Source organism: Chryseobacterium polytrichastri (assembly GCF_900142445.1).
Classification (GTDB): Bacteria; Bacteroidota; Bacteroidia; order Flavobacteriales; family Weeksellaceae; genus Chryseobacterium; species Chryseobacterium polytrichastri.
In genome coordinates this window covers 88,182-108,655 of sequence record NZ_FRAV01000011.1, presented here as the reverse complement: position 1 = coordinate 108,655, position 20,474 = coordinate 88,182, and the positions used below count along the sequence as shown (strand labels likewise).

Sequence of the window (20,474 nt, the reverse complement as noted above, 5' to 3'; positions counted from 1 at the left end):
ATAGTAACCAGAACCTTTCTTTTAGATCATATCAGAAAGGTTCTTTAAAAAAAATCTAAAAAAGTTGTAAATTGCATTAACAGGAGTTTTTCTCAAAAAATATCATATGAAGATCACTGAAAATTTGCAGGATACATTATCTTTTTACAGCATAGATTGTCGGCGATCCTATTATATTTCATCTGGTAACCCTATTCTTAAGTTTCCGAAAACATCATTCAGGATGGATTATTATACTTTATGTATTTGTACATCAGGCGAAATTCATATTGAAATAGATAATGAAAAATACCATGCAAGCGCCAATCATTTTCTTATATCAGCTCCCTCAACCATTATTAAATTTCTGAAGGTTAGCGATAATTTTAAAATGAAATTACTTTTTTTTGATAAAAATTTTCTCATTAAGAATATTTCTAATCCTTTTATTATTGAAAAAATGAACCTTTTTACCGAAGGTTCTTACAGTGTTGTAAAAACGGCAGAAGAGAAATCTTTATTATTACAGAGATTACTGGATTATCTCAAAGAAAAATCTGACAGGAAAGGAAAATTTACGGATGAAATTGTCCGAACGATTATTTTTAATATTCTTTTAGAAACAGCCGAAATTGTAGAAGCTCAAAAAGGAGACTTGTTGGAAAAAGAGGAAGGAAAAAAGGATCTTTTCTTAAAATTCAGGAAACTGATCCGAGAGAATATCAAAGAGCAAAAAAGTGTTGCCTATTATGCAGAGCAACTTTTTGTTTCGAGCAAATATCTTATAGAAATCATTAAAAAGGCAAGTGGAAAAACACCTCACCAAGTGATCAACGAAATGCTTTTAAAAGAGGCCTATGTTATGCTTGGAAATCCGGACATTACAATCTCAGAAATTGCTTTCCAACTTCAGTTTAATTCTATTTCAGCTTTCGGGCGTTTTTTCAAGAAGCACACTCTTATTTCTCCTTCTCAGTATCGGATTAAAGAAAATATTCAATCATAAGAATTTAGGGATAATAATTCTGATATTCGGGATATATATCGTTTTGTTAATTGAGGTACCTTTATAGTACACAAAAAAATAAAACGAGATGAGTACAATTAATTCAAAATTCGAAAATATTTTAAATACTTCTGAACAGTTTGGAAAAGTAGTTCATGAGCCTGATTCCAGTAAAGAGGTTCAGATTAATACTCCTGAAAAAACGATGCCTTTCTCTGATCAGATAGGAAACTATCAACGAAATAAAGGAATTCCTTTACAATCTTACGAAAATTCTAAAATTTATATTGTAGGAAGTGGTATTGCCGGAATGTCTGCGGCTTATTATTTCATTCGTGATGGCCATGTTCCCGGCAAAAATATTATCTTTTTAGATCAGCTTAGTATTGAAGGAGGATCATTAGACGGTGCAGGAAATGCAGAAGAGGGTTATATTATCCGAGGCGGAAGAGAAATGGATATGACTTATGAAAATCTCTGGGATATATTTCAAGATATTCCTGCTTTGGAACTTCCTGCTCCTTACAGTGTTTTGGATGAATATAGACTCATTAATGATAATGATCCTAATTACTCTAAAGCCAGATTAATACATAATAAAGGTGAAATTCAGGACTTCAGTAAATTTGGATTGGAAAAGAAAGATCAGTTGGCTATTGTAAAACTTCTCTTAAAGAAAAAAGAAGAATTGGATGACCTTAGTATTGAAGATTATTTTGCAGAATCTTTTCTGAAGAGTAATTTTTGGTTTTTCTGGCGTTCTATGTTTGCATTTGAAAATTGGCATTCTTTACTTGAGTTGAAGCTGTATATGCACAGATTCTTGCATGCTATTGATGGAATGAAAGATTTTTCATGTTTGGTATTCCCAAAATACAATCAGTATGATACATTTGTAACTCCTTTAAAAGATTTTCTTGTTGAAAAAGGAGTACAGATACAGTTTAATACATTAATTAAAGATATTGATCTTCAAATAAATACTGAAGGAAAAAAAGTACAGGGAATTATTACCGAACAAAATGGAGAAGAGGTTAAGATACCAATTGGTAAAGATGATTATGTAATTATTACCACCGGATCTATGACAGAAAGTACTTTTTATGGTGATAATACTACCGCTCCGGAAATTACAATAGATAACAGCAATACAGGACAAAGTGCAGGATGGAAACTTTGGAAAAATCTGGCAGCAAAATCTGAAGTCTTCGGAAACCCTGAAAAGTTCTGTGGAAATATAGAAAAATCTTCTTGGGAATCAGCAACGTTAACGTGCCGCCCTTCAGCATTTACAGAAAAATTAAAAGAATTATGCGTTAATGATCCTTATTCAGGAAAAACAGCAACAGGCGGTATTGTTACGATTACAGACTCTAATTGGGTAATGAGTTTTACCTGTAACAGACAGCCTCATTTCCCTACACAACCCGATGATATTTTAGTTGTTTGGGTATATGCTTTGCTGATGGATAAAGAAGGAAATTATATTAAAAAAACAATGCCTGAATGTACGGGTAACGAAATTCTTGCCGAATTATGCCATCATGTTGGAATAATAGATGAACTTGATAATGTTATAGAAAATACAATCGTTCGTACTGCATTTATGCCATACATTACTTCTATGTTTATGCCAAGAGCTCAGGGAGACCGCCCAAGAGTTGTTCCTGAAGGATGTACTAATTTAGGATTGGTCGGACAGTTTGTAGAAACGAATAATGATGTTGTCTTTACGATGGAAAGTTCTGTAAGAACGGCGAGAATTGCGGTCTATAGCCTTCTGAATCTGAACAAGCAAGTTCCAGACATTAATCCATTGCAATACGATATCCGTCATTTGTTAAAAGCAACCCAAGCTTTGAATGATTATAAACCATTCTTAGGAGAAGGCATTTTAAGAAAAGTATTGAAAGGAACCTATTTTGAACATGTATTGGTTAATCATCCTGAAGGGAAGGAGGAGCATGAATCTTTCTTTATGGAGCAGGTAGGTAGATTCCAAGATTGGATTAAAGGAGTAAAAGGCTAGGACTAGATCGAATACTCTGTACAAAATGTGTTATTCATACGGGTTTAAGAAGATAAATCTAATCCTTTTTTCTACAAGCTGAAAAGCTGAAATAGAAAAGCCTTTAAATAGCAATATTTAAAGGCTTTTTTTTGTTTGAATATATTCTATAATCTTATCTCTTAGGAGCCATACTCGTCGCTCTGCTTGACATTTCAGGTAAATTAGGTTGACGGAAGAAAATTTTACCTTTGCCATCTGTTATATTGATTTCAAGCTCAGATTCTCTTTCGCTGTAGGTATCACTTACTTTGTCGTATGGGTTTATTTTAAAGACAAGATTGGCATTAACCGGATTTTTGTAGTTGCATTTTACAACTTTTGAGATTTTATAGGTGTTGATTAATTCGTCTCTATCTTTTCTCATTTCTTTCACCTCAATAAAGCCTTCAATAATTTCATACTTCAGTGGGAATCCTTTACCTCCACTGAATGTGTAGTAAGCGCCGCTATTAACACATGGAATATCCTGACCAAAAGCAAAAGAACTTAATAATAGAAAAACGAAGCATGTAATTGCTGAAAATCTTTGCAACATAGAATTAACTTTTAAATAATCTTCAAAATTAGTGAAAGTGGATAATAATAAAGGTAGATTAAGTCATAAAATTTTCAAATTAGATTGATTAACGAGTATTTTCTTTTGGGGCATTATTTCTTATTTTTTAATTTTCCAAAGCTTTAGTTAATTTAGGATTTTATCGCAAAAAATTTCTACATGTATATTGAAATATCTCAAAATATAAAGCCAGCTCATATTGTCGTGATGAGCTGGCTATTTGTTTTAGATTTTACCTTTTTTATCTACCATCCTAAATAATAAGTAGGGCTTAACCAGATAGGACGATGCATTCCAAAATGTTCTTGCAGCATTTTTTCTGCTTCACAGAAAGCGCCTTCCACCCAGCCTTGCTGATCAGAATAAGCTTCTCCGATAATGTGAATTTGCTCATCGGCAACTGGCTTTCTCATATAAGGCATTACATTTTCTACTGAATATCCGGCTTTCCATGCATGATATCCTGCACCGAAAGGTTCATCAGTCCAGTCTCTAAAATAGGTTACATAAGGATCTGGGATTGTTATATCCGGACCGTGAAGTTCTCTCAATTGATTCATTAATTCATCCACCATCAATTGAGTCGCCTGAACATCATCAAGTTGATGTAGTTCTTTCAATGATGCAGACTTAGCAGCTTTTACTTCAAAAAGCAATTTATCATCCGTAAGTGCTTTCCAAAAGGTCTCGGTTTCCATATCTCCGTAGCTTCCCAGTAACATTGAGTTGTTAGTTTCAGGATCCGTACCGAAATAATAACACTGTCTCATGGGTAAGTCTGTGATAGAATGCCCGGAATCAATTTTTAAATCTTTCCACCAAGGATATTGAAAGCCCATTAATATTTTAAAAGCAGGTTCCATAATGACCGAACGGATATTTTTATTGATAACTGAGTTTTCATTAATATCAAAAAAGAAATTGTTCTGATCCAAAAGCTCCAAAGATTTTCTCGGCATCGCAAGAACTAGCGTATTTGCATAGACATTCCATGTGGTATTGGTTTTCAGATTAAGAAAGGTTAATTGGTATTTATGAGTATGTGTTAAATGGTGATCTTTGGTGAAAGTAAGCAGCTTATTTTCAGACCAAATACAAGCTCCATCATGATCTATGTAAGAATTGGCTACAGCGTATGCAATACTGTCATATCCTTCTTCAATCGTTTTGTAAATGGTTCCCGCAGAGAAATCTCCTACCATATAAGGAAAAGCTTCGGCTGAGTTCCAATTGATTGTATTGGAATAATATCCACCAGCATTCGCTACAAACTCATATCCTTCCTGTGAAATTTGATCCTTAATTAAATTCCAGAATCCTAAATCATTTACTTTACGCTGATCGTAAGGAGAGTTTGGGAAATTATAAACCAGCTTAGGTTTGATATCATCCCAATCTTCGCTGGTTAATTTAAAAGAATAATCGTAGGCTTTATCTCCTTTAATGATTTTATCTCCATATTTTTTGGCTACCCAAGAATCTGCCATTAAAACTTCGTAAATAATTTTATTGAATAGTTGATCTGAACTAAAACCATCATCGTCATCATTCAGATAATAACGGGTAGCTAGTTTTTTACCTTCATCCTGAGCTACGTTCCAGGCATCTTGTTTGAAACGTTCTTTTCGAAGATACATTAACAGTTGGGTAGGATCGCCCATCGGAAATGGAATGGGCGTCATTTTATCTTTCAAAACAGGAGTACGCTTATCTAGATCTTGTTCGGTAAGAGGATAGCCTTCAATTAATGTCGTTACGATTTCCTGAGAAGTCAGGTAGCGCATGCCTCCCAATTCACCCCAGAAATTCATTCCTGGCATAATGACCGATTCCAGCCTTCCGTCCAATTTATTATTCATGTCGAAGATCTGTACTTGATCGGCAGTATATTTCTGGTCAGTTACTAAACGGTAAGCGGTGTATAATCCGGAAGTTCCGGCACCAATAATAGCAACTTCAATTTTTAAATCAGGATGCATTCCTGAATTTAATGGTGTATTTTTATTCATGATTTAATAGTTTTAAATGGCTTTGAAGAATTTACGTCCTAATTGGAAATGAGAAATATCAAAATCCGTATGCCCATCCAAAGCAAGGTCAGACATTATTTTTCCTAAGAATGGCGTGAATTTAGCAGCCCATCCGGTGGCATATACCACTATGTTTTTATGATTAGGGACGTACTTGGGAGCAAAATCAATCAATAGTTCTTTATTTGGAATAGTACTTAGTGCAATAAGGCATGTGGAGGTGTATTCCGGTTCTGTGCTTAACCCTGTCATATGTTCTTTAATCCATTCAGAAGTATAGGACAGTTCTTGAGGATTGGGAATTAAAGTCCTGTCATTTGGCTCATCTAAAGGATTGATAACAAAGTCTGGTGCTACCCGAATGTATTCAGGATGGTCCCAATCTACTGATGGGAAGCCATAAAACTCATTCCCGTTTTTGTCTACAGGATTTTGGAATACAAACCAAGTTGGATATTGTATAGCAGGATCTGTCTTTTTGAAATAGGCAGAAGACATATTCCAATACGTGGCTTCTATCTTAAAATCTAGTAAGTTAATCACACTATTGATATACGGCCCGGGAATAATTGCCAGTTTTTTAGCGATATAAATCCCGTTAGGAGTGGTGATTTCAAAGAGTTCTCCATTTTGTTTAATCTCCAATACAGGTGAATCTTCTCGCAATTCAACAGTTTCTTCTTTTTTACACAAACCTAAAAGAGCTTCAATGGTTGCTTTGAAATTGATGCTGGCGCCATCTGGCTGAAAAAGCCCGGTATAGTTTTCGGGTAAATTTCTAAAATGATATTGCTCTTCAATTTCTTTTGCGGTGAGTGTAGTGTAAGGTACATTTAAAGCTTTGAGTGCCTTTTCGGCTTCAGCAATATTTCCTTCGGTGGAATGTACTTCAGGGTCTCCAAACCAGAGTGTACCTACTTTATCAAGTAAAGAGGTTTCGGTTTCTTTTTCCAGCTCATCCCAATACGGTTGTGCATCCAAAGCCATCTGCACCATATATTCATCCGGATATGGAATTCTGAATTGACGTGATACTCCTGCTGAACTTCCTAATTGATTCACAAAAGTAAACTGTTCAAGCACTAGCGTCTTTGCTTTGCGCTTCCCGAGTTGGTACGCAGTAGCTAAACCTATTGCCCCTCCGCCAATAACGATTACGTCGTAGTTTTCTGTATTCATGTATTGTTTGTTTTTAGCTTTTTTAATATGTATTTCAAAGTAACAAAGAAGGAGGTCGTTGTTGTAGAGTATAAATAACCAATTGCAGCTTTGAGTATAAATACTTAATAGGAAGTCAGCATGCTTACAGTCTTCATGCTTCCTGGGAGATTTGCGGGCAGGATATGAAATTCTTATATTTGTTTTTCGAGGGTAATTATAACATTTTTATTAACAAACACTCTTTATGAAAAAACATAGCTTTTTATTTTCTGCAAAAGGAATTTGTATTGCAGCTTTTTTATCCTTAAACACAGTGATGCATGCTCAGAAAGCAGTAGATATTTCAACGATTTCTGAAAAAACCTTAAGCAGTATTTTAGAACAAAACAGAACGTATTATACACAGGGAAAAGTGGCGGATTATATTCCGGAGCTTGGCAAGATGGATGCTAATGCTATTGCTTTTTCAGTAGTTGGTAAAAATGGAAAAGTGTTTAATACAGGTGATGTTCACAAGAAATTTACCATGCAAAGTATTTCTAAAATTATTGCATTAATGATTGCTGTGAATGAAAAAGGAGAGGCAAATGTTTTTGATAAAATGGGATACTTCGGATCAGATAAACCATTCAATCATTTTTCTAATCTTGAAACTACAGGTAAGCCACTTAATCCAATGATGAATGCCGGGGCTATTCTTACTACTTCTTTAATTTCCGGAGAAGGCGAAAAACCATTTCTTAAAATTTTGGATATGGTGAGGTATATTACCAAAAATCAGGCATTGGATTATAATAAATCTGTTTATGAATCTGAAAAGTCAACAGGACATCGTAATCGTGGAATGTTCTATTTGATGAAAAATAACGGACTTATTTCTGGAAATGAAGACCAATTAGACAACTATTTCAAGCAATGTTCTATTGAACTTACTGCGGAGGATTTGGCTAAAATAGGCTATTTCTTTGCTAATCAATGCGTTCGTTTTGATGGGGATTCTACTTATAAGAATGTTGAAGTTGCAAGATTGGTAGAATCACAAATGCTGACTGCCGGAATGTATGAGTTTAGTGGAGAGTATTCTCGAATGGTAGGATTACCAAGTAAGTCTGGTGTTGGTGGTGGTATTACAGTAAGTGTTCCCGGAAAAATGGGAATCGGTGTTTTCAGTCCGTCTTTGGATCAACATGGAAATTCCTTGGCAGGGTATCACATGATTTTAGACCTTGTAAAGCAATATAACCTAAGTCTGTTTTAAAAAAAATTCTAAGAGCTTGAATTTAGAATGTATATTTTCAAGCTCTTAAAAGTTCTTCTCTAATTAACTCTGAGGGAACTCGTCTCTCTTAGGCTAACTTATTGTCTTTAAGAATGTTGAACCTTTAATTTCTAGTTAAGTTCATAATTAGTAATCACCATACTTAAAATGAAGTGAACGAAATCCTGATCAGCAGCTTTTCTGTCGATTAGTTTATTTTTGTAATCATAAGAAGTTAATGTTTTTATTAATTTCTCGTAGGTTTCTAGCTCGTTCTCTTTAATTCTTATCCTTACATTACCATCTCTTTTTTTAACGAGGATATCATCTAATGTTCTGACCTTGAATAAAACTTCACATAGTATTGGGTTGAAATTCATCCTTCCCGTATATCTCGCTACTATATTAACCTTGAACGAATCAAATACGATTGTATTGAAAACAATGTTAGAGTTAGGTTCCTGCGTATTGAGCTCAAGCTTGTAATTCATTAATTTAATTTTCTACAAATTTATGAAGAAGCTAAAGCAATTCAAAATAAAATAGCTAATTTAAATTGCGTTAGGCATAAAACATATAAATTCTTTTTGAACTGATATAGATTTTTAAAATCATCCAGCTATAGAAGATGGGTTCCTCATACTGCAGGTTATTTCTTTGTTAAAATAAAATCGTAAATAAATAATGCTTATAGCATCTTAAGCGATAACGGTTTCTTTTTTTTGTGTACTTATTAATTTTTACTCATCATTTTGCAATAAGATCCTTCAAATTTTGTCTTCTTAGTGTTCATTTTAACTCCGTAATCTACTTTTTTTTGATTTGGAGAATCTCTTTCAAGATATTTTTATTGTACTACCATATTACCCAATTAAAATAACTCTCCATAATCTATATTTTTTTAAATCAAATTACAGTGAATAATATTCTGATATTCACTGAGTTTTGCATCTGATTTTGTGAATATGTCAAATAATCGAATATTCATTAAATAACGTTTATATTAATGGAATGTTAACTAATAAAAATATTTAATTATTTTTTTGAAAAAGATATAAACATATTATAATTATTCCTATCTTAGTGATGTATTAATAAATAAATATTACATTCATGAAAAACTTAAAAAAACTAAACAGAAACGAGTTAAAAGCAATTACAGGTGATGGACTACTTGACAACATCGGAGGACTAATTGGAGGTCTAGGTGGAGTTGTAGGTGGTGTTGTAGGCGGCGTTGGTGGTGTTGTAGGTGGTGTTGTAGGTGGAGTTGGCGGTGTCGTAGGTGGCGTTGTAGGAGGCTTAGGTGGTGTTGTAAACACTGCATTGTGTCAAACTCAGTGTGTACTTAACGGTGTAATCCACATTCAACTTCTTGCTTGCGGATCTACTTGTTAAGATAAGTCTGTATTATAAGGTATACCGCTCTTTTCAGAGCGGTTTTTTTATGTAATTTTTTCATATTAATTTTATTATTTGAGAGTTGATTATTTCAATGCTTCAAGCTAACTATCAAAGACTTTCTTTTTTACTAAATAGCTCAACTTTTATTAAAAAAGTATTTAACAGATTAAAATGATAAATAGAAAAATCTGTTACTAATAATTTGAAATAGTTTTTCTTAGTTATTTTTTATATCAGAATTAGCTATTGCTACAGGTTTATATAAATATGCTCTTAATTTTCTTATCGGAAGATAGGTAAAAAGCACAGAAAGCAAACCTGCAAGAATACCAACTACAATTGCCATCGAGGTAGCATCTAACTTATGATACTTGGATAGGCTTAATTGCCCGAGTAATAAAAAACATAATACCAATAATCCGGTAATAACTCCGTGGAGAATGCTCAATTTAGTCATTAGTTTTTTGATATTCAGCTTTTCATCAACCATAAATTCAATCGCTCCCTGTTCAGAAGCATCAGTCACTCTTTTAATAATATCAATAGTAAGAACTACTGGTAGAAATATAGCCATTGGCAACGTAAGCCGAGCCAAACATTGTGTTCCTGCAAAAAAATGGGTGTAGCCCAATTCTTTAAAACTGGCGTAGGCAATAATAAAATTAAAAAATACGTTCGGAAGAACATAATAAATCATTCGCTTTCTTAAAAAACGATTGAGAGTGGTTTTCTTTATTTTTTTTATCTTTTTGGTTCGGGCAGACTTCATATTTATTTTCATAGGGATGAGGTCAATAGTTCAATCGCTTTATCTTTAATTTTAAGAGCTTGTTCGCTTGAAAGAAAATTTTCATTAGAGATAAATGTAAAATCCATTTCTTGGTTATAAGTTGTTATAACTAGAGTATTTGAATTTAACCATGGAAATGCAACGGTCGGGCTGAAAATTGTTTCAACTTTAAAATTTTCATAATGAGTCGGAATATCAATTTTCCCCATATTGGATAAGGTTACATCATGCCCACCTCTACTTGATTTTAGCATAGAAATCATACGCTCAACAACAGGATGCATATTTTCACCCATCCATAAAAGTTCTCGTGCATCCATTTTCTCTATTTTTTCAACAAGATCTTTTTTAATATGTTTTGAGTTTTCCAACACATTCTGGCTTCCTTTTTTTAGTGAAAGCTCCACTGTAGGAGCAAATGCAAATGCATGATCTTGCTTAATTTCAGTAATAAAATGGCGAACATCCACAGGACTTATGACCTTGCCTTTAGCAGTATTTCCTTGTATTTCTTTAAAAGCCTGCATAAATGCGGAGCATAGTAAAGAGTGTACAGAAATACTGTGAGTCTTACATTTTTCTGTTATCTGCTGCGTTATTTTTGCATTTAACTTTCTGTGAAGAAGATAGCTCTTTCCTAAATTTCTTTTTTTACTTTTTGCCTGAACTAAAAAGAATAACTTAGCCATCATCAAATAAAATCTAGCTTTCCGTTTCTTCTTCTTCAAATTAAAATCCGCAGGCAGAAAATCATCAACTGAATTGAAGGATTGATAGGAATTTAGTTTGATTGAGGGATTGTCTAATAATTGAAGAAGTTCACGCATCAGGGTTACGGCTGTTGTCCCATCACAAATACAGTGAGGCATTACCCAAAGTATTTCAGAAATACCATGCCCTTTGATCCAAACCAATTGGGCCAGAGGTTTTTTCTCTTCGTCAAATAGACGAACCCATTCATTTTGAGATTCCCGCAACCAATCGTCATCTGTTTTACGTTCAATAATACGAATAGGAATAGGGGTAACTTCCTTATTTTCTATAAAAAAAGGATGTTTTTTACTTTGGGTATCAACTTTTGCTCTTAGCAAAGGATGTTTTTGTTGGATCTTTGCTAAAGCAGTTTTAAGATTTTCTTCAGAAACTTCACCATTTATTTTAGCTGTAAATACACAATTTACAGGTGTTTTAGAATCAACATACATGATTCTTTCTACCAACATAAGTTTTCGGTTGATCATGATACAGGAAGATATTCAAGTTGTTGTTTAATGGTTTCCATCACCTCATCACGAATAGCCAATGCTTCCGAGTGTGGTAAATAGCCTTCACTTCCGATGAAAGAAAAATCCATTTCTCCACGAAATGTTGAGGCAACCATTGTTGTTGTATTTCCCAAAGGTCCAATCACGGAAGGACTAAAAATAGTATCCAACGTAAATGCTTTGTATTGATGAGGAATCTGAATACGTCCCAAATTTGAAAACATACAATCATTGGAAGATTTACCGTGTTTTAATAATTTCGTGAAATTTTTCAAAGCATCGTGTGCAGATTCCATTACCATCATAGTAATGTATGGATTGAGTTTGGAAGTTTTTCGCTCTACAGATTCTTGAATCAAATGTAAGTTCTCTGAAAAACTCATTTTTTGATTGGCAGACACTACAATCATTAATCCGAAAGCAAAAATATGATCTTCTTTAATTTGTTTGGCGAAACGTCTGATATCTACCGGGCAAGAAACTTTATTAAAAGCTTTTTCTCCTTTTACTTTTTTGAATGCCTGAAGAACTGCTGTGCTCAAAAAGGTATTAACGGTAACTTGCTTGGATTTGCAGTAGGAAATTAATTCCTGACTCATGGTTTTATCAAGCTTCCAATGCACCAGATAATCTTTTTGACGCTCAATTGCTTTTTTGCCAACAGGAATGCATTTAATTGCGGTTGCGGCTAATCGCCCAATTACTTTTGCTTTTATCTGTTGTCCACGGTTTGCCAAGATTTCTGATGGAACAACATCCTGAATTCCTAATATAGGATTTTCTAACCCAATGTCATGAAATGGATTATCCAATAACTGTAAAAATTCATTTAGAAAAGACATGGCAGAACCACCATCGCATAAGCAATGATGAAAAGCAAAAAGCATATCTGAAACTTCTTCTCCTTTGATCCATACAAACCTGAGAAGAGGGAGTTCGGTGTAATTAAATAAAGTCTGCCATTCTTTCATTGATTCTTCCTTCCAATCGTCGTCTCCTTTTCGGTGAACAATTCGGATGGGGATGGGTAGATTTCTTTCCAGCACTTCAAACCAAGGTACATGGTTTTCATCATGATGAATGAGCGCTCTTAGCCAAGGGTGCTTGCCCTGAAGCTGAGTCAGGGCAAGTTGAATATCTTTTTCCTTAAAAGTACCGCGTAATCTGAAGGGGATAACGGCGTTAAAAGGCTCTGTTCCGTCCCCTAATAACATACGCTCCCCAAATAAAAGTCTTCTTCTCATAGGCTTATGCAGGGATTAAGGTTGATTGTTCTACAAAATTTTCTAATAACTCTACTGCGCGATCGTTTCCTCCAGCATTAATTAAACTCGATTGAACTTCTTTCGCTGCATTTCTGTACGCGGGATTTTCCAATAACTCAAAAACGGTTTGACGAAGCGCATCAACACGCAATCTTTTATATCTGATACTGATTCCGCAGCCAGCTTTTTCAATTAATTTGGCAATATGAAAATGGTCGTACGCGATAGGAGTGATTAACATCGGTAATCCATTGGTGAAAGTATCATTTACGGTATTAAAGCCACCATGACAAATCACAGCATCCATATGGGGCATCAATGCTGACTGAGGAACAAAACTGCTCACAATAAAGTTAGAAGGCCATTCCTCAAAAATATCTGGTGGAGTAGCGGCAATCACGGTTACAGGTTGATCTGCAAAAGCAGCAATTACTTTTTCAAAAAATGCTTTTCGGATATCTACTAAAAGTGTACCTAGTGAAACAAATATTTTCGGTGTTGTGGATGCATTTAATTTATCCCAATCAAAAGGTGCCGGATTTGGGCGACCTTTTACTGGTCCTACAAATTGCATATGTGATGGAACTTCTTCAAAATCAGCAAATTTTTGTGAGGTAAAAACTAGGTTTAGCTCATGCGAATGAATAAAAATACCTTCATCCTCAATTCCGACTTCTTTTTGAAGTTCTTTGATTAAATTCTGCTGCCATTCAAAAATTTTAGGAGCGCTATTCGCAGTATCTCCCATCACATCGGGTGGAACAGGCGTTGTTGTTACACACGGAATATTATTTTTATGAGCAAACAATGCTCCTCCGAAAGTGATACAATCGTTCACAATAACATCGGGTTGCCAGTCTTTTGTAAGCGTTTCCAACCCAGGCATCATCATTTTAGCAAAAGGAACATAGGTTTCTTCTAATGCTAATTTCATGACTTCAGGTCCCGAACAGGCAGGTCCATCATCTTGTCTTTTTAAAATTTTAGCAATTTCATCCTGATATGGAATCAAATCTTGTTCAGGATAAAAATAACTTCCGCCTTCCGGAATATGTTTGTTGTCTAAAGGGGTGATTCCGAACCATTTTACTTCATGACCACGGGCAATTAAACTGGCACCTACGCTCAGTGTCGGGCTGATATGTCCAAAAAATGGAGGGATAACAAATAAAAATTTAGACTTAGATTTTTTCATATTAGAAGTTGAAATGGCATTTTCAAGTAAATTGGCTGCTGTTGCGCTTCCTCCGGCTTCAACGAAAGATTCACGAATGGTTTCGGCAGCTTTTTTGTATTCAGGCTTCGTTAAAATATTTTGTACGGCTTCGTTTAAATGATGCGCTTTAAATCGATTAAAATTAAGACGTTCACCTGCTCCTGTACGCACAACACGACCCGCAACATGCGACTGGTCATACGCAATTGGAATCACTACCAACGGCAAACCGTTTGATAATGCTTCGGAAACCGTATTATGACCGCCGTGAGAAACAACACCGTCTAAATGAGGTAACAAATCCAATTGAGGAACTTGCTGATAAACCATAAAGTTTTCCGGCCATTCTTCAAAAAGTTGAGGATCTGAAACTACAACAACCGTTAAGTTTTCATCTTTAAAAGCATCAACCACCTTTTGGAAAAATGCTTTTTTATGTTCGTGATCGAAAGTCGTTCCGATGCTTACCAGAATTTTCTTTCTTGGATTGCTGTTGAATTTTTCCCAGTCAAATTCACAAGAAATACGACGTTCCGTAAGAACCGGACCTGTAAATTGATAATTGGATTCCAAATCCATTTCACCAAAGAAATATTTGGATGTTAAAACCAGCGTCAATAAATCTGAACAGTCTAAAGCGCGGTTTTCTGTTACGCCTAATTCCTGTTGTAGCGCGATAATTTGTTTTTCTTCCCATTCATGAACTTTAGGAAGTTCGCTCATAATTTTAATGGCAGCAGGAGCGGTAACCGTCGTGGCATAAGGCAAACCTAATTTTTTTGCAGCAATAGAAGCGGCAAATAACTGATGGTCTCCAATCACTAAATCGGGTTGATATTCTTTTAATAATGGAATAATCCCGTTATAAGTATGCCTGTTTAAAGGAATCAAAACATCTTCGTAAAGGAATTTAATACTGTCGATTCCGTAGACTACTTTTTTAGAAATGATATCAAGATAGTTTTCGCTGTCTCTTTTTTCTTCGTCGGTTTGATCATATTGAATGAGTAGCAATTCTCCTCCTTCAGGAAGTTTGCTGCTTAGGTTTTTATCAAGACTGATCCAAGCCACCTCGTGTCCTCTTTCTAAAAGAGTAGCGCCGATGCTTAGGGTTGGGTTCACATGACCAGTCAGTGGTGGAACTATAAATACAAATTTAGCCATGGTTTTGTGTTAAAGGTGTTGATAATGATTGAGATAAAAAATGGACAATAGTTTCGGCAATCAATGCTGGCTCCTGAATTGGGATGTTGTGATCTCCGGGAATTAATTCTAATTCAGCTTGTTCGATCTGTGCATTCAGTGATTCTCCTGTAGGTCTGCAATTGGAATCTGAACCGTACAATAATAAGGTTGAGGTTTCCAGTTGAGACAGATTTACTTCAGTAAGAAAATGCTTTTCCTTAATCATGTCTGCTTTGATACTGGTTTGATTAAACAAAAACTCATACATACGATGGTTTTTTTCCATCTGCCGTTTCCCCATCTGTACTTTTGTGGTGTCGGTAAAATTGGCGACATAATGTTCCAGAAACTCTTTGCTGTACTGATCTATAATACCTCTGGCTTTTTCATCCTGAGGATCGGGTGCTTCGATAACCACTAATTGCTCAACACGGTTGGGTGCTTTCAGAGCGGTTTTCAAGGCAATAAGTCCTCCAAAACTATAACCGACAAGATGTGCTTTTTCAATATGTAAAGCATCCATTAAAGCCAAGACATCGGAAGACATATTTTCCAAATCATAACCGTCTGTAAAACGTTCGCTCATGCCGTGACTTTTCAAATCATACATCACAACGTAGAAGTGTTTTGCCAGAATCGGAGCAATATTAAAATAATAAATAGAAAGGTTACTGAACATACCATGGATCATCACCACAGTTTGTTCAGCTCCTTTGTTGAGTTCCTGAATGTGAACTTTCTTATTGTCAACAGTAATTATTGGCATTCGTAGATATAATTAATAATCATACTTAGGTCAAGGTCAATCAATTGGTCTAAATCCATAGAAGACAGCCATCCTGTAAAATCGATTTGATCTCCAAAATGCGCTTTGATCTTCTCCGAAAAAGAAACAATTTCAATACTGTCCATTTCCAGATCTTTCGTGAAAGAACTCTCCGGAGTGATGTCCATTTCCTCTACAAATTCTTCGCCGATAACTTCTGTGATAAAACCTTTTAAAAGCGTGAATAATTCTTCGTGATTTAATTTTAGTGTTGTGTTTATAGTGTCCATCCTATGATATAATTTTTATGTTTAATTGTTTTGATTTCTGTTTGGTTGATCCATAAAGAATCTTCTGTGATTTTTTCGACTTCGAGTTTTTTTGGATTTCCTTTTAATCCTGTTCCTAAAAACTTTCCGTAAGCTTCTTTAGCTACCCAAAAACGGGTTGTCCATTCTGCCTGATCTCTGTTTTTTAATAAAGCTAATTCGTTATCGGTAAAGACTAAATCGTAGAATCCTGAACTGCGTTCTTCAATGATTTCCATATCAATTCCGACTGCTTTTCCGCTGCGTGCAATTCCTACCGCATCTTTTCCTTTGTGAGCCAGAGAAATATGAACATCTTTTGTAAACTCACTGATGAGATAAGGTTTTCCGACTTCATCAGAAGCAACTTCAAAAGTGATGGGAAAGCAAGGATGATCTTTTTCTTGTTTAAGGAGATTTCTTACGGCATCTTTCACGGCTACACGGCTTACCATCCAGCTTTTTCTCTTATTAGGAAACAGTTTTTGATGGTGCTGTTTTTCGGTTTGATTGAAATAACGTTTCAGGATAAAATCCCATGACGCGACTCTGGTATAGGCCTGATGAAAGAAAAATACCTGAGGTGCAATTTCTTCCGAAAGACGGTTGTGTAAAGGTGACATAGAAACATTCCATAAAGGTTCATCAATTTCCAGTCGGCGGTTTTGCCAACCTGAAATTTTACACCACACTTTATTGTTTTTGGTTAAAAGAATATCACCAATCGCAAACTCTTCGTTCATTTCAGTCAGGCTGCAGGTACATTCGAAAATGCCGTCCTGATCGTGTAGATCACCGAAAAATTCGATGTCTTTAATTTTTACAGGAAATGCAATTCGGTCTTTCGTTAAGGTAAGTTGTAACCATAGCCCAAATAATTGTCCGGCATTATCCAGTAAAGAACCTTTTCCTCCGTTTCCTTTAATTTTGCCGATAATTCCTTTTGTTCCCACCTTTGAAACTTCCGTTATTCCCTGATAACATTCTCCATGAAACATGTGTTTGTCATAGATTTCTTCAGGTGTTCTTTCGATAGGTAACAAATCTCCGATTGAAAGATTAAAAGTAGGATTGGGGCGAGAAGATGAGGTTAATACCACCTCAGCATTCACGAAATTTTCAATATCTAAATAAGCGTGGTTAGTGGATTTCCATTCTGCTTTCACCGTTTTTTCAAAAGGTTGGGCAACGTTCATCCATTGAAAAACGCTTACATTCATAATTTTATGAACTTGTGATCCTTGTATTTCTGATTGTGCAATTTCTGCCAATTGTTCAAAGATCATCGTCATTGGAATTACGGGTTCCATATCGGCCACTTCATGCCAGCCTTTCGGTTGTCTTAATAAACTGTGGTCGATAAGGTAGGGGTGACTTTCCAAAGTCACATACAATGTTTTTTCAAAATTCTTGCTTATCGGAGCCTGAACTTTTGGCAATACAACATTTGGAATTGAAACTTTCGGGCGATCTTGGAATAATGTCAAAACTTCCTCCTGCATACGAATCATATCTGAAATATTATTCTGAAATGCCTGTACTAAAGGATGTCCAGACTTTGCTACAGGAATAGAAACGGTATTCTGCTTTGAAGTTCCAAAAGATTGAGCCAATGCTTTTACTTCTTTGAAATCACGGATAATAGGAGAGCCTAATTCTAGTTTAATCCCTTTACCTGATGATTTTTTGGAGAACGTATGGGTGTCTAAAAAGTTTAGCGCAACCACTTTACCTTCCACGAATAATGCGGCTACCACACGTTGTAATTGTGCTAACGCAGATCGGGTAGGAACGCTGGACGCAATCGTGCTGAATGCTTTTCCTTTCAACGTGTCATCAATAAATCCAATCAATCCACCTGTTCCGATTTGAATAAAAAATCTTGCGTCTTCTGCATACAATTTATCGGTAAGTTCACGGAAACGAACGGGTTGTACAAGGTGTTCTGCACTCAGTTTTCTGATGGCTTCCTGATCTGATGGATAAGGTTCCAACGTTGTTGCAGACCACAATGGGATTTTTGTTTTCTGAAATTGTGCTTTTTCCATTCCTGCTAAAATCACATCCAGTTTATCGGCGATAAAAGGCGAGTGAAAGCCAGATTGAAAAGGCAATATCTGATGAAATATCTGTTTTGATTTTAATATAGGAACCAATTCATCCAATGCTGCATTGCTTCCGCAAAGAATTACCTGATTGGGGCAATTATCATTGGAAATATATACGTTCGGAATGTCTTCAATAATAGGTTTTATGGTTTCAATTCCGGCACCGATGGCGATGAATCTGGAATCCTTTAATTCAAAAGTTTCAGGATTTAAAACATCAATTAAAGCTTTCACAGAATTTACTTCTGCTAATTCAGAAGAATAACCTGCCAGCCATTCTCCTAAGCTGTGACCAGCATTCATATCTGGTATAATTCCCAGTTTTTTTAATGAATTGTCTAGAATGCTGCACTTATTGAAAATGTTTAAGGCATCGTTTAACAACCCTTCACCTTCAGTTTCTATAGGAGCGGTTAAGTTGAAATAACGGCTTACACTGTCAATTTCACCTTTTGCTAATCCGTCTAATCCTGGGAAAACAAAAGCTACTTTTTCTCCATTTTGCAATAGAGGAGTATTGGTGTACCAAATATCCTGTTTATTGCGCCAAGGATTATTTTTGGCGACAATTTTAAGGGCTTTTTCTATTCTTGCAGGGCTTGGATCAAATAGCGCAATACGATAATCTCCTTCGCCTAATGTGCTTTCGTTATTTTGCAAAGCAGATAATAATGCTTCATGCGTTGGTCTGGCTAAGATGAGAACCTTGTCTTTTTTAGGCATGTCATATCCTTCCAATACAACGTGTGCATTGATGCCACCAAAACCGAAAGCATTGACTGCTGCTACTTTAGGTAAGCCTGTTTTTGTCCAGTTTTTAGCCTCTTGTACAGGTTCAAATCTGGTATTCTGCATCTCCAAAGTAGGATTTTCGCAATATAATGTTGGTGGTAATGTATCGTGATGAAGGGCTAAGCAAGTTTTAATTAAACCAGCAATTCCCGCAGCAGGCATAGCGTGCCCGATATTTGATTTTACAGAACCGATCCCGGCAATTTTAGCCGATTCTTCCTTTCCGAAAAACTGAGCTAACGTCTGAAGTTCTGTTTTATCTCCAAGTGGTGTTCCTGTGCCGTGGGCTTCCAGATAACCAATTTGTTTTTCATCTAAATCTGCATTACTCCAAGCTTGTTGTAGGGCTTTTAATTGACCTTTCACCGCAGGACTCATCACGCTGGTTCCGTTACCATCGCTGCTTACGCCAACGCCTTTAATGACTGCGTAAATTTTATCCTGATCTCGAACGGCATCTTCCAATCTTTTCAACACCACAAAACCGCAACCTTCACCAATCAACAGACCATCGGCATCATTGCTGAAAGGTTTAATTTGTTGTTGACGGGACATGGCGCCCAACTGAGCAAAAATACTCCAGAAAGCAGCATTTTGTCCGGTGTGTACACCTCCTGCAATCATAATGTCGGATCTTCCTCGTTGAAGTTCCTGTACCGCATGGTCTACTGCAATTAAAGCACTTGCACAAGCGGCATCTACGGTAAATGCAACCCCGCCTAAATTAAATCGGTTAGCCACTAAGGAAGCAACCAAATTTGGAATTAATCCCATCGCGGTATCAGCGGCAAAACGACCTTTCTTTTCCTGAAAAGCGTGTTTTACTTTTTCAATATCAGCAGAAGAAACTTCGGGTAATAATTCTTTTAACAACGAAGAAATTTGTTCTCCTGTTCTTACGATTTCAATAGCACGGGTAGCCCCGGGTCCGGTATAATTTCCTTTTCCAATGATAATTCCTGTTTTCTCAAGCGAAATTTCTTTTTGAAAAATCCCTGCATCGTCTAAGGCTTTTTGAACCAGATCAAGCGTTAATAAATGATCGGGTTCAGTCCCTTCAACGGCTAATGGTAAAATTCCAAAAACGGTAGGATCAAATTCATAATCAGAGATAAACCCACCACGCTGACAGTAAAAACGGTCAACCGGATTGGTGGTATTGCTAAAATGGACAGGATCAATTCGGTCGGCTGGAGCTAATTGGGTAGAGTCTACTTTATTGACAATATTCTGCCAAAAAGTGTTGGCATCCTGTGCCCCCGGAAAGACACAAGATAGACCAATGACAGCAACATCTGTTTTTTTCATATCTAC

The 20,474-nt window shown here is 35.8% G+C and carries 15 protein-coding genes; 4 read left to right on the top strand and 11 right to left on the bottom strand.

Features of this window, described 5'->3' with window-relative positions; all coding sequences use genetic code 11:
• The first annotated feature begins 106 nt into the window (after positions 1 to 106).
• Both BUB80_RS09040 and BUB80_RS09035 read left to right on the top strand, forming a co-directional pair.
• The gene (locus tag BUB80_RS09040; RefSeq protein WP_073292607.1) at positions 107 to 985 is read left to right on the top strand and encodes a helix-turn-helix domain-containing protein; all 879 of its coding nucleotides are present in this window, start codon (positions 107 to 109) and stop codon (positions 983 to 985) included.
• Positions 986 to 1,073: 88 nt separating this feature from the next.
• The gene (locus BUB80_RS09035; protein ID WP_073292606.1) at positions 1,074 to 3,014 is read left to right on the top strand and encodes an oleate hydratase; all 1,941 of its coding nucleotides are present in this window, start codon (positions 1,074 to 1,076) and stop codon (positions 3,012 to 3,014) included.
• Between the two features lie 154 nt (positions 3,015 to 3,168).
• Here the strand turns inward: BUB80_RS09035 and BUB80_RS09030 are convergent, their stop codons facing one another.
• From BUB80_RS09030 to BUB80_RS09020, 3 genes are all read right to left on the bottom strand, one after another.
• Positions 3,169 to 3,591, bottom strand: coding sequence for a hypothetical protein (locus BUB80_RS09030; protein ID WP_073292605.1), 423 nt, complete (start codon positions 3,589 to 3,591; stop codon positions 3,169 to 3,171).
• Between the two features lie 266 nt (positions 3,592 to 3,857).
• Positions 3,858 to 5,621 carry a flavin monoamine oxidase family protein gene (locus BUB80_RS09025; RefSeq protein WP_073292604.1) on the bottom strand — a complete coding sequence of 588 codons (1,764 nt, stop codon included), beginning with the start codon at positions 5,619 to 5,621 and terminating at the stop codon, positions 3,858 to 3,860.
• 12 nt (positions 5,622 to 5,633) lie between these two features.
• Positions 5,634 to 6,821 (bottom strand): FAD-dependent oxidoreductase, encoded by a 1,188-nt coding sequence (locus BUB80_RS09020; protein ID WP_073292603.1) that lies wholly within the window; start codon positions 6,819 to 6,821, stop codon positions 5,634 to 5,636.
• Positions 6,822 to 7,047: 226 nt separating this feature from the next.
• On the opposite strand from BUB80_RS09020, the gene glsA reads away from it, so the two are divergent.
• Positions 7,048 to 8,061, top strand: a complete 1,014-nt coding sequence (gene glsA / locus BUB80_RS09015; protein ID WP_073292602.1) for a glutaminase A — start codon at positions 7,048 to 7,050, stop codon at positions 8,059 to 8,061.
• Between the two features lie 131 nt (positions 8,062 to 8,192).
• Here the strand turns inward: glsA and BUB80_RS09010 are convergent, their stop codons facing one another.
• Entirely contained in the window at positions 8,193 to 8,552 is a 360-nt protein-coding gene (locus BUB80_RS09010) for a prevent-host-death protein (protein WP_073292601.1), read from the bottom strand.
• A gap of 622 nt (positions 8,553 to 9,174) precedes the next feature.
• Here BUB80_RS09010 and BUB80_RS23600 point away from each other — a divergent pair.
• On the top strand, positions 9,175 to 9,459 hold the full coding sequence (locus BUB80_RS23600) for a bacteriocin-like protein (protein ID WP_175549583.1): 285 nt from the start codon (positions 9,175 to 9,177) through the stop codon (positions 9,457 to 9,459).
• Positions 9,460 to 9,682: 223 nt separating this feature from the next.
• Here the strand turns inward: BUB80_RS23600 and BUB80_RS09000 are convergent, their stop codons facing one another.
• The 7 genes from BUB80_RS09000 to BUB80_RS08970 all read right to left on the bottom strand — a co-directional run bounded on the left by BUB80_RS09000 (position 9,683) and on the right by BUB80_RS08970 (position 20,468).
• Positions 9,683 to 10,162: a hypothetical protein gene (locus BUB80_RS09000; protein WP_228433745.1), complete on the bottom strand. Its 480-nt coding sequence runs from the start codon at positions 10,160 to 10,162 to the stop codon at positions 9,683 to 9,685.
• 80 nt (positions 10,163 to 10,242) lie between these two features.
• Positions 10,243 to 11,496 (bottom strand): condensation domain-containing protein, encoded by a 1,254-nt coding sequence (locus BUB80_RS08995; RefSeq protein ID WP_073292598.1) that lies wholly within the window; start codon positions 11,494 to 11,496, stop codon positions 10,243 to 10,245.
• Complete coding sequence (locus BUB80_RS08990) at positions 11,493 to 12,764, bottom strand: condensation domain-containing protein (RefSeq protein WP_073292597.1); 1,272 nt, start codon at positions 12,762 to 12,764, stop codon at positions 11,493 to 11,495. The genes BUB80_RS08995 and BUB80_RS08990 overlap by 4 nt, the downstream gene beginning before the upstream one ends.
• 4 nt (positions 12,765 to 12,768) lie before the next feature.
• Positions 12,769 to 15,165, bottom strand: coding sequence for a glycosyltransferase (locus tag BUB80_RS08985; protein ID WP_073292596.1), 2,397 nt, complete (start codon positions 15,163 to 15,165; stop codon positions 12,769 to 12,771).
• Positions 15,158 to 15,952, bottom strand: coding sequence for an alpha/beta fold hydrolase (locus BUB80_RS08980; protein ID WP_073292595.1), 795 nt, complete (start codon positions 15,950 to 15,952; stop codon positions 15,158 to 15,160). Before BUB80_RS08980 ends, BUB80_RS08985 begins: the two co-directional genes overlap by 8 nt.
• A complete protein-coding gene (locus tag BUB80_RS08975; protein WP_066759038.1) occupies positions 15,943 to 16,242 on the bottom strand; it encodes an acyl carrier protein in 300 nt (99 codons plus the stop codon). Before BUB80_RS08975 ends, BUB80_RS08980 begins: the two co-directional genes overlap by 10 nt.
• Entirely contained in the window at positions 16,230 to 20,468 is a 4,239-nt protein-coding gene (locus BUB80_RS08970; RefSeq protein ID WP_073292594.1) for a type I polyketide synthase, read from the bottom strand. The genes BUB80_RS08975 and BUB80_RS08970 overlap by 13 nt, the downstream gene beginning before the upstream one ends.
• Positions 20,469 to 20,474: the final 6 nt, after the last annotated feature.

Coding starts and splice junctions, on each gene's coding strand:
- BUB80_RS09040 (WP_073292607.1), top strand. CDS start 107: ATGAAGATCACTGAAAATTTGCAGGATACATTATCTTTTTACAGCATA.
- BUB80_RS08995 (WP_073292598.1), bottom strand. CDS start 11,496: ATGATCAACCGAAAACTTATGTTGGTAGAAAGAATCATGTATGTTGAT.
- BUB80_RS09020 (WP_073292603.1), bottom strand. CDS start 6,821: ATGAATACAGAAAACTACGACGTAATCGTTATTGGCGGAGGGGCAATA.
- BUB80_RS09035 (WP_073292606.1), top strand. CDS start 1,074: ATGAGTACAATTAATTCAAAATTCGAAAATATTTTAAATACTTCTGAA.
- BUB80_RS08975 (WP_066759038.1), bottom strand. CDS start 16,242: ATGGACACTATAAACACAACACTAAAATTAAATCACGAAGAATTATTC.
- BUB80_RS08985 (WP_073292596.1), bottom strand. CDS start 15,165: ATGGCTAAATTTGTATTTATAGTTCCACCACTGACTGGTCATGTGAAC.
- BUB80_RS08990 (WP_073292597.1), bottom strand. CDS start 12,764: ATGAGAAGAAGACTTTTATTTGGGGAGCGTATGTTATTAGGGGACGGA.
- BUB80_RS09030 (WP_073292605.1), bottom strand. CDS start 3,591: ATGTTGCAAAGATTTTCAGCAATTACATGCTTCGTTTTTCTATTATTA.
- BUB80_RS08980 (WP_073292595.1), bottom strand. CDS start 15,952: ATGCCAATAATTACTGTTGACAATAAGAAAGTTCACATTCAGGAACTC.
- BUB80_RS08970 (WP_073292594.1), bottom strand. CDS start 20,468: ATGAAAAAAACAGATGTTGCTGTCATTGGTCTATCTTGTGTCTTTCCG.
- BUB80_RS09000 (WP_228433745.1), bottom strand. CDS start 10,162: ATGATTTATTATGTTCTTCCGAACGTATTTTTTAATTTTATTATTGCC.
- BUB80_RS23600 (WP_175549583.1), top strand. CDS start 9,175: ATGAAAAACTTAAAAAAACTAAACAGAAACGAGTTAAAAGCAATTACA.
- BUB80_RS09025 (WP_073292604.1), bottom strand. CDS start 5,621: ATGAATAAAAATACACCATTAAATTCAGGAATGCATCCTGATTTAAAA.
- BUB80_RS09010 (WP_073292601.1), bottom strand. CDS start 8,552: ATGAATTACAAGCTTGAGCTCAATACGCAGGAACCTAACTCTAACATT.
- glsA (WP_073292602.1), top strand. CDS start 7,048: ATGAAAAAACATAGCTTTTTATTTTCTGCAAAAGGAATTTGTATTGCA.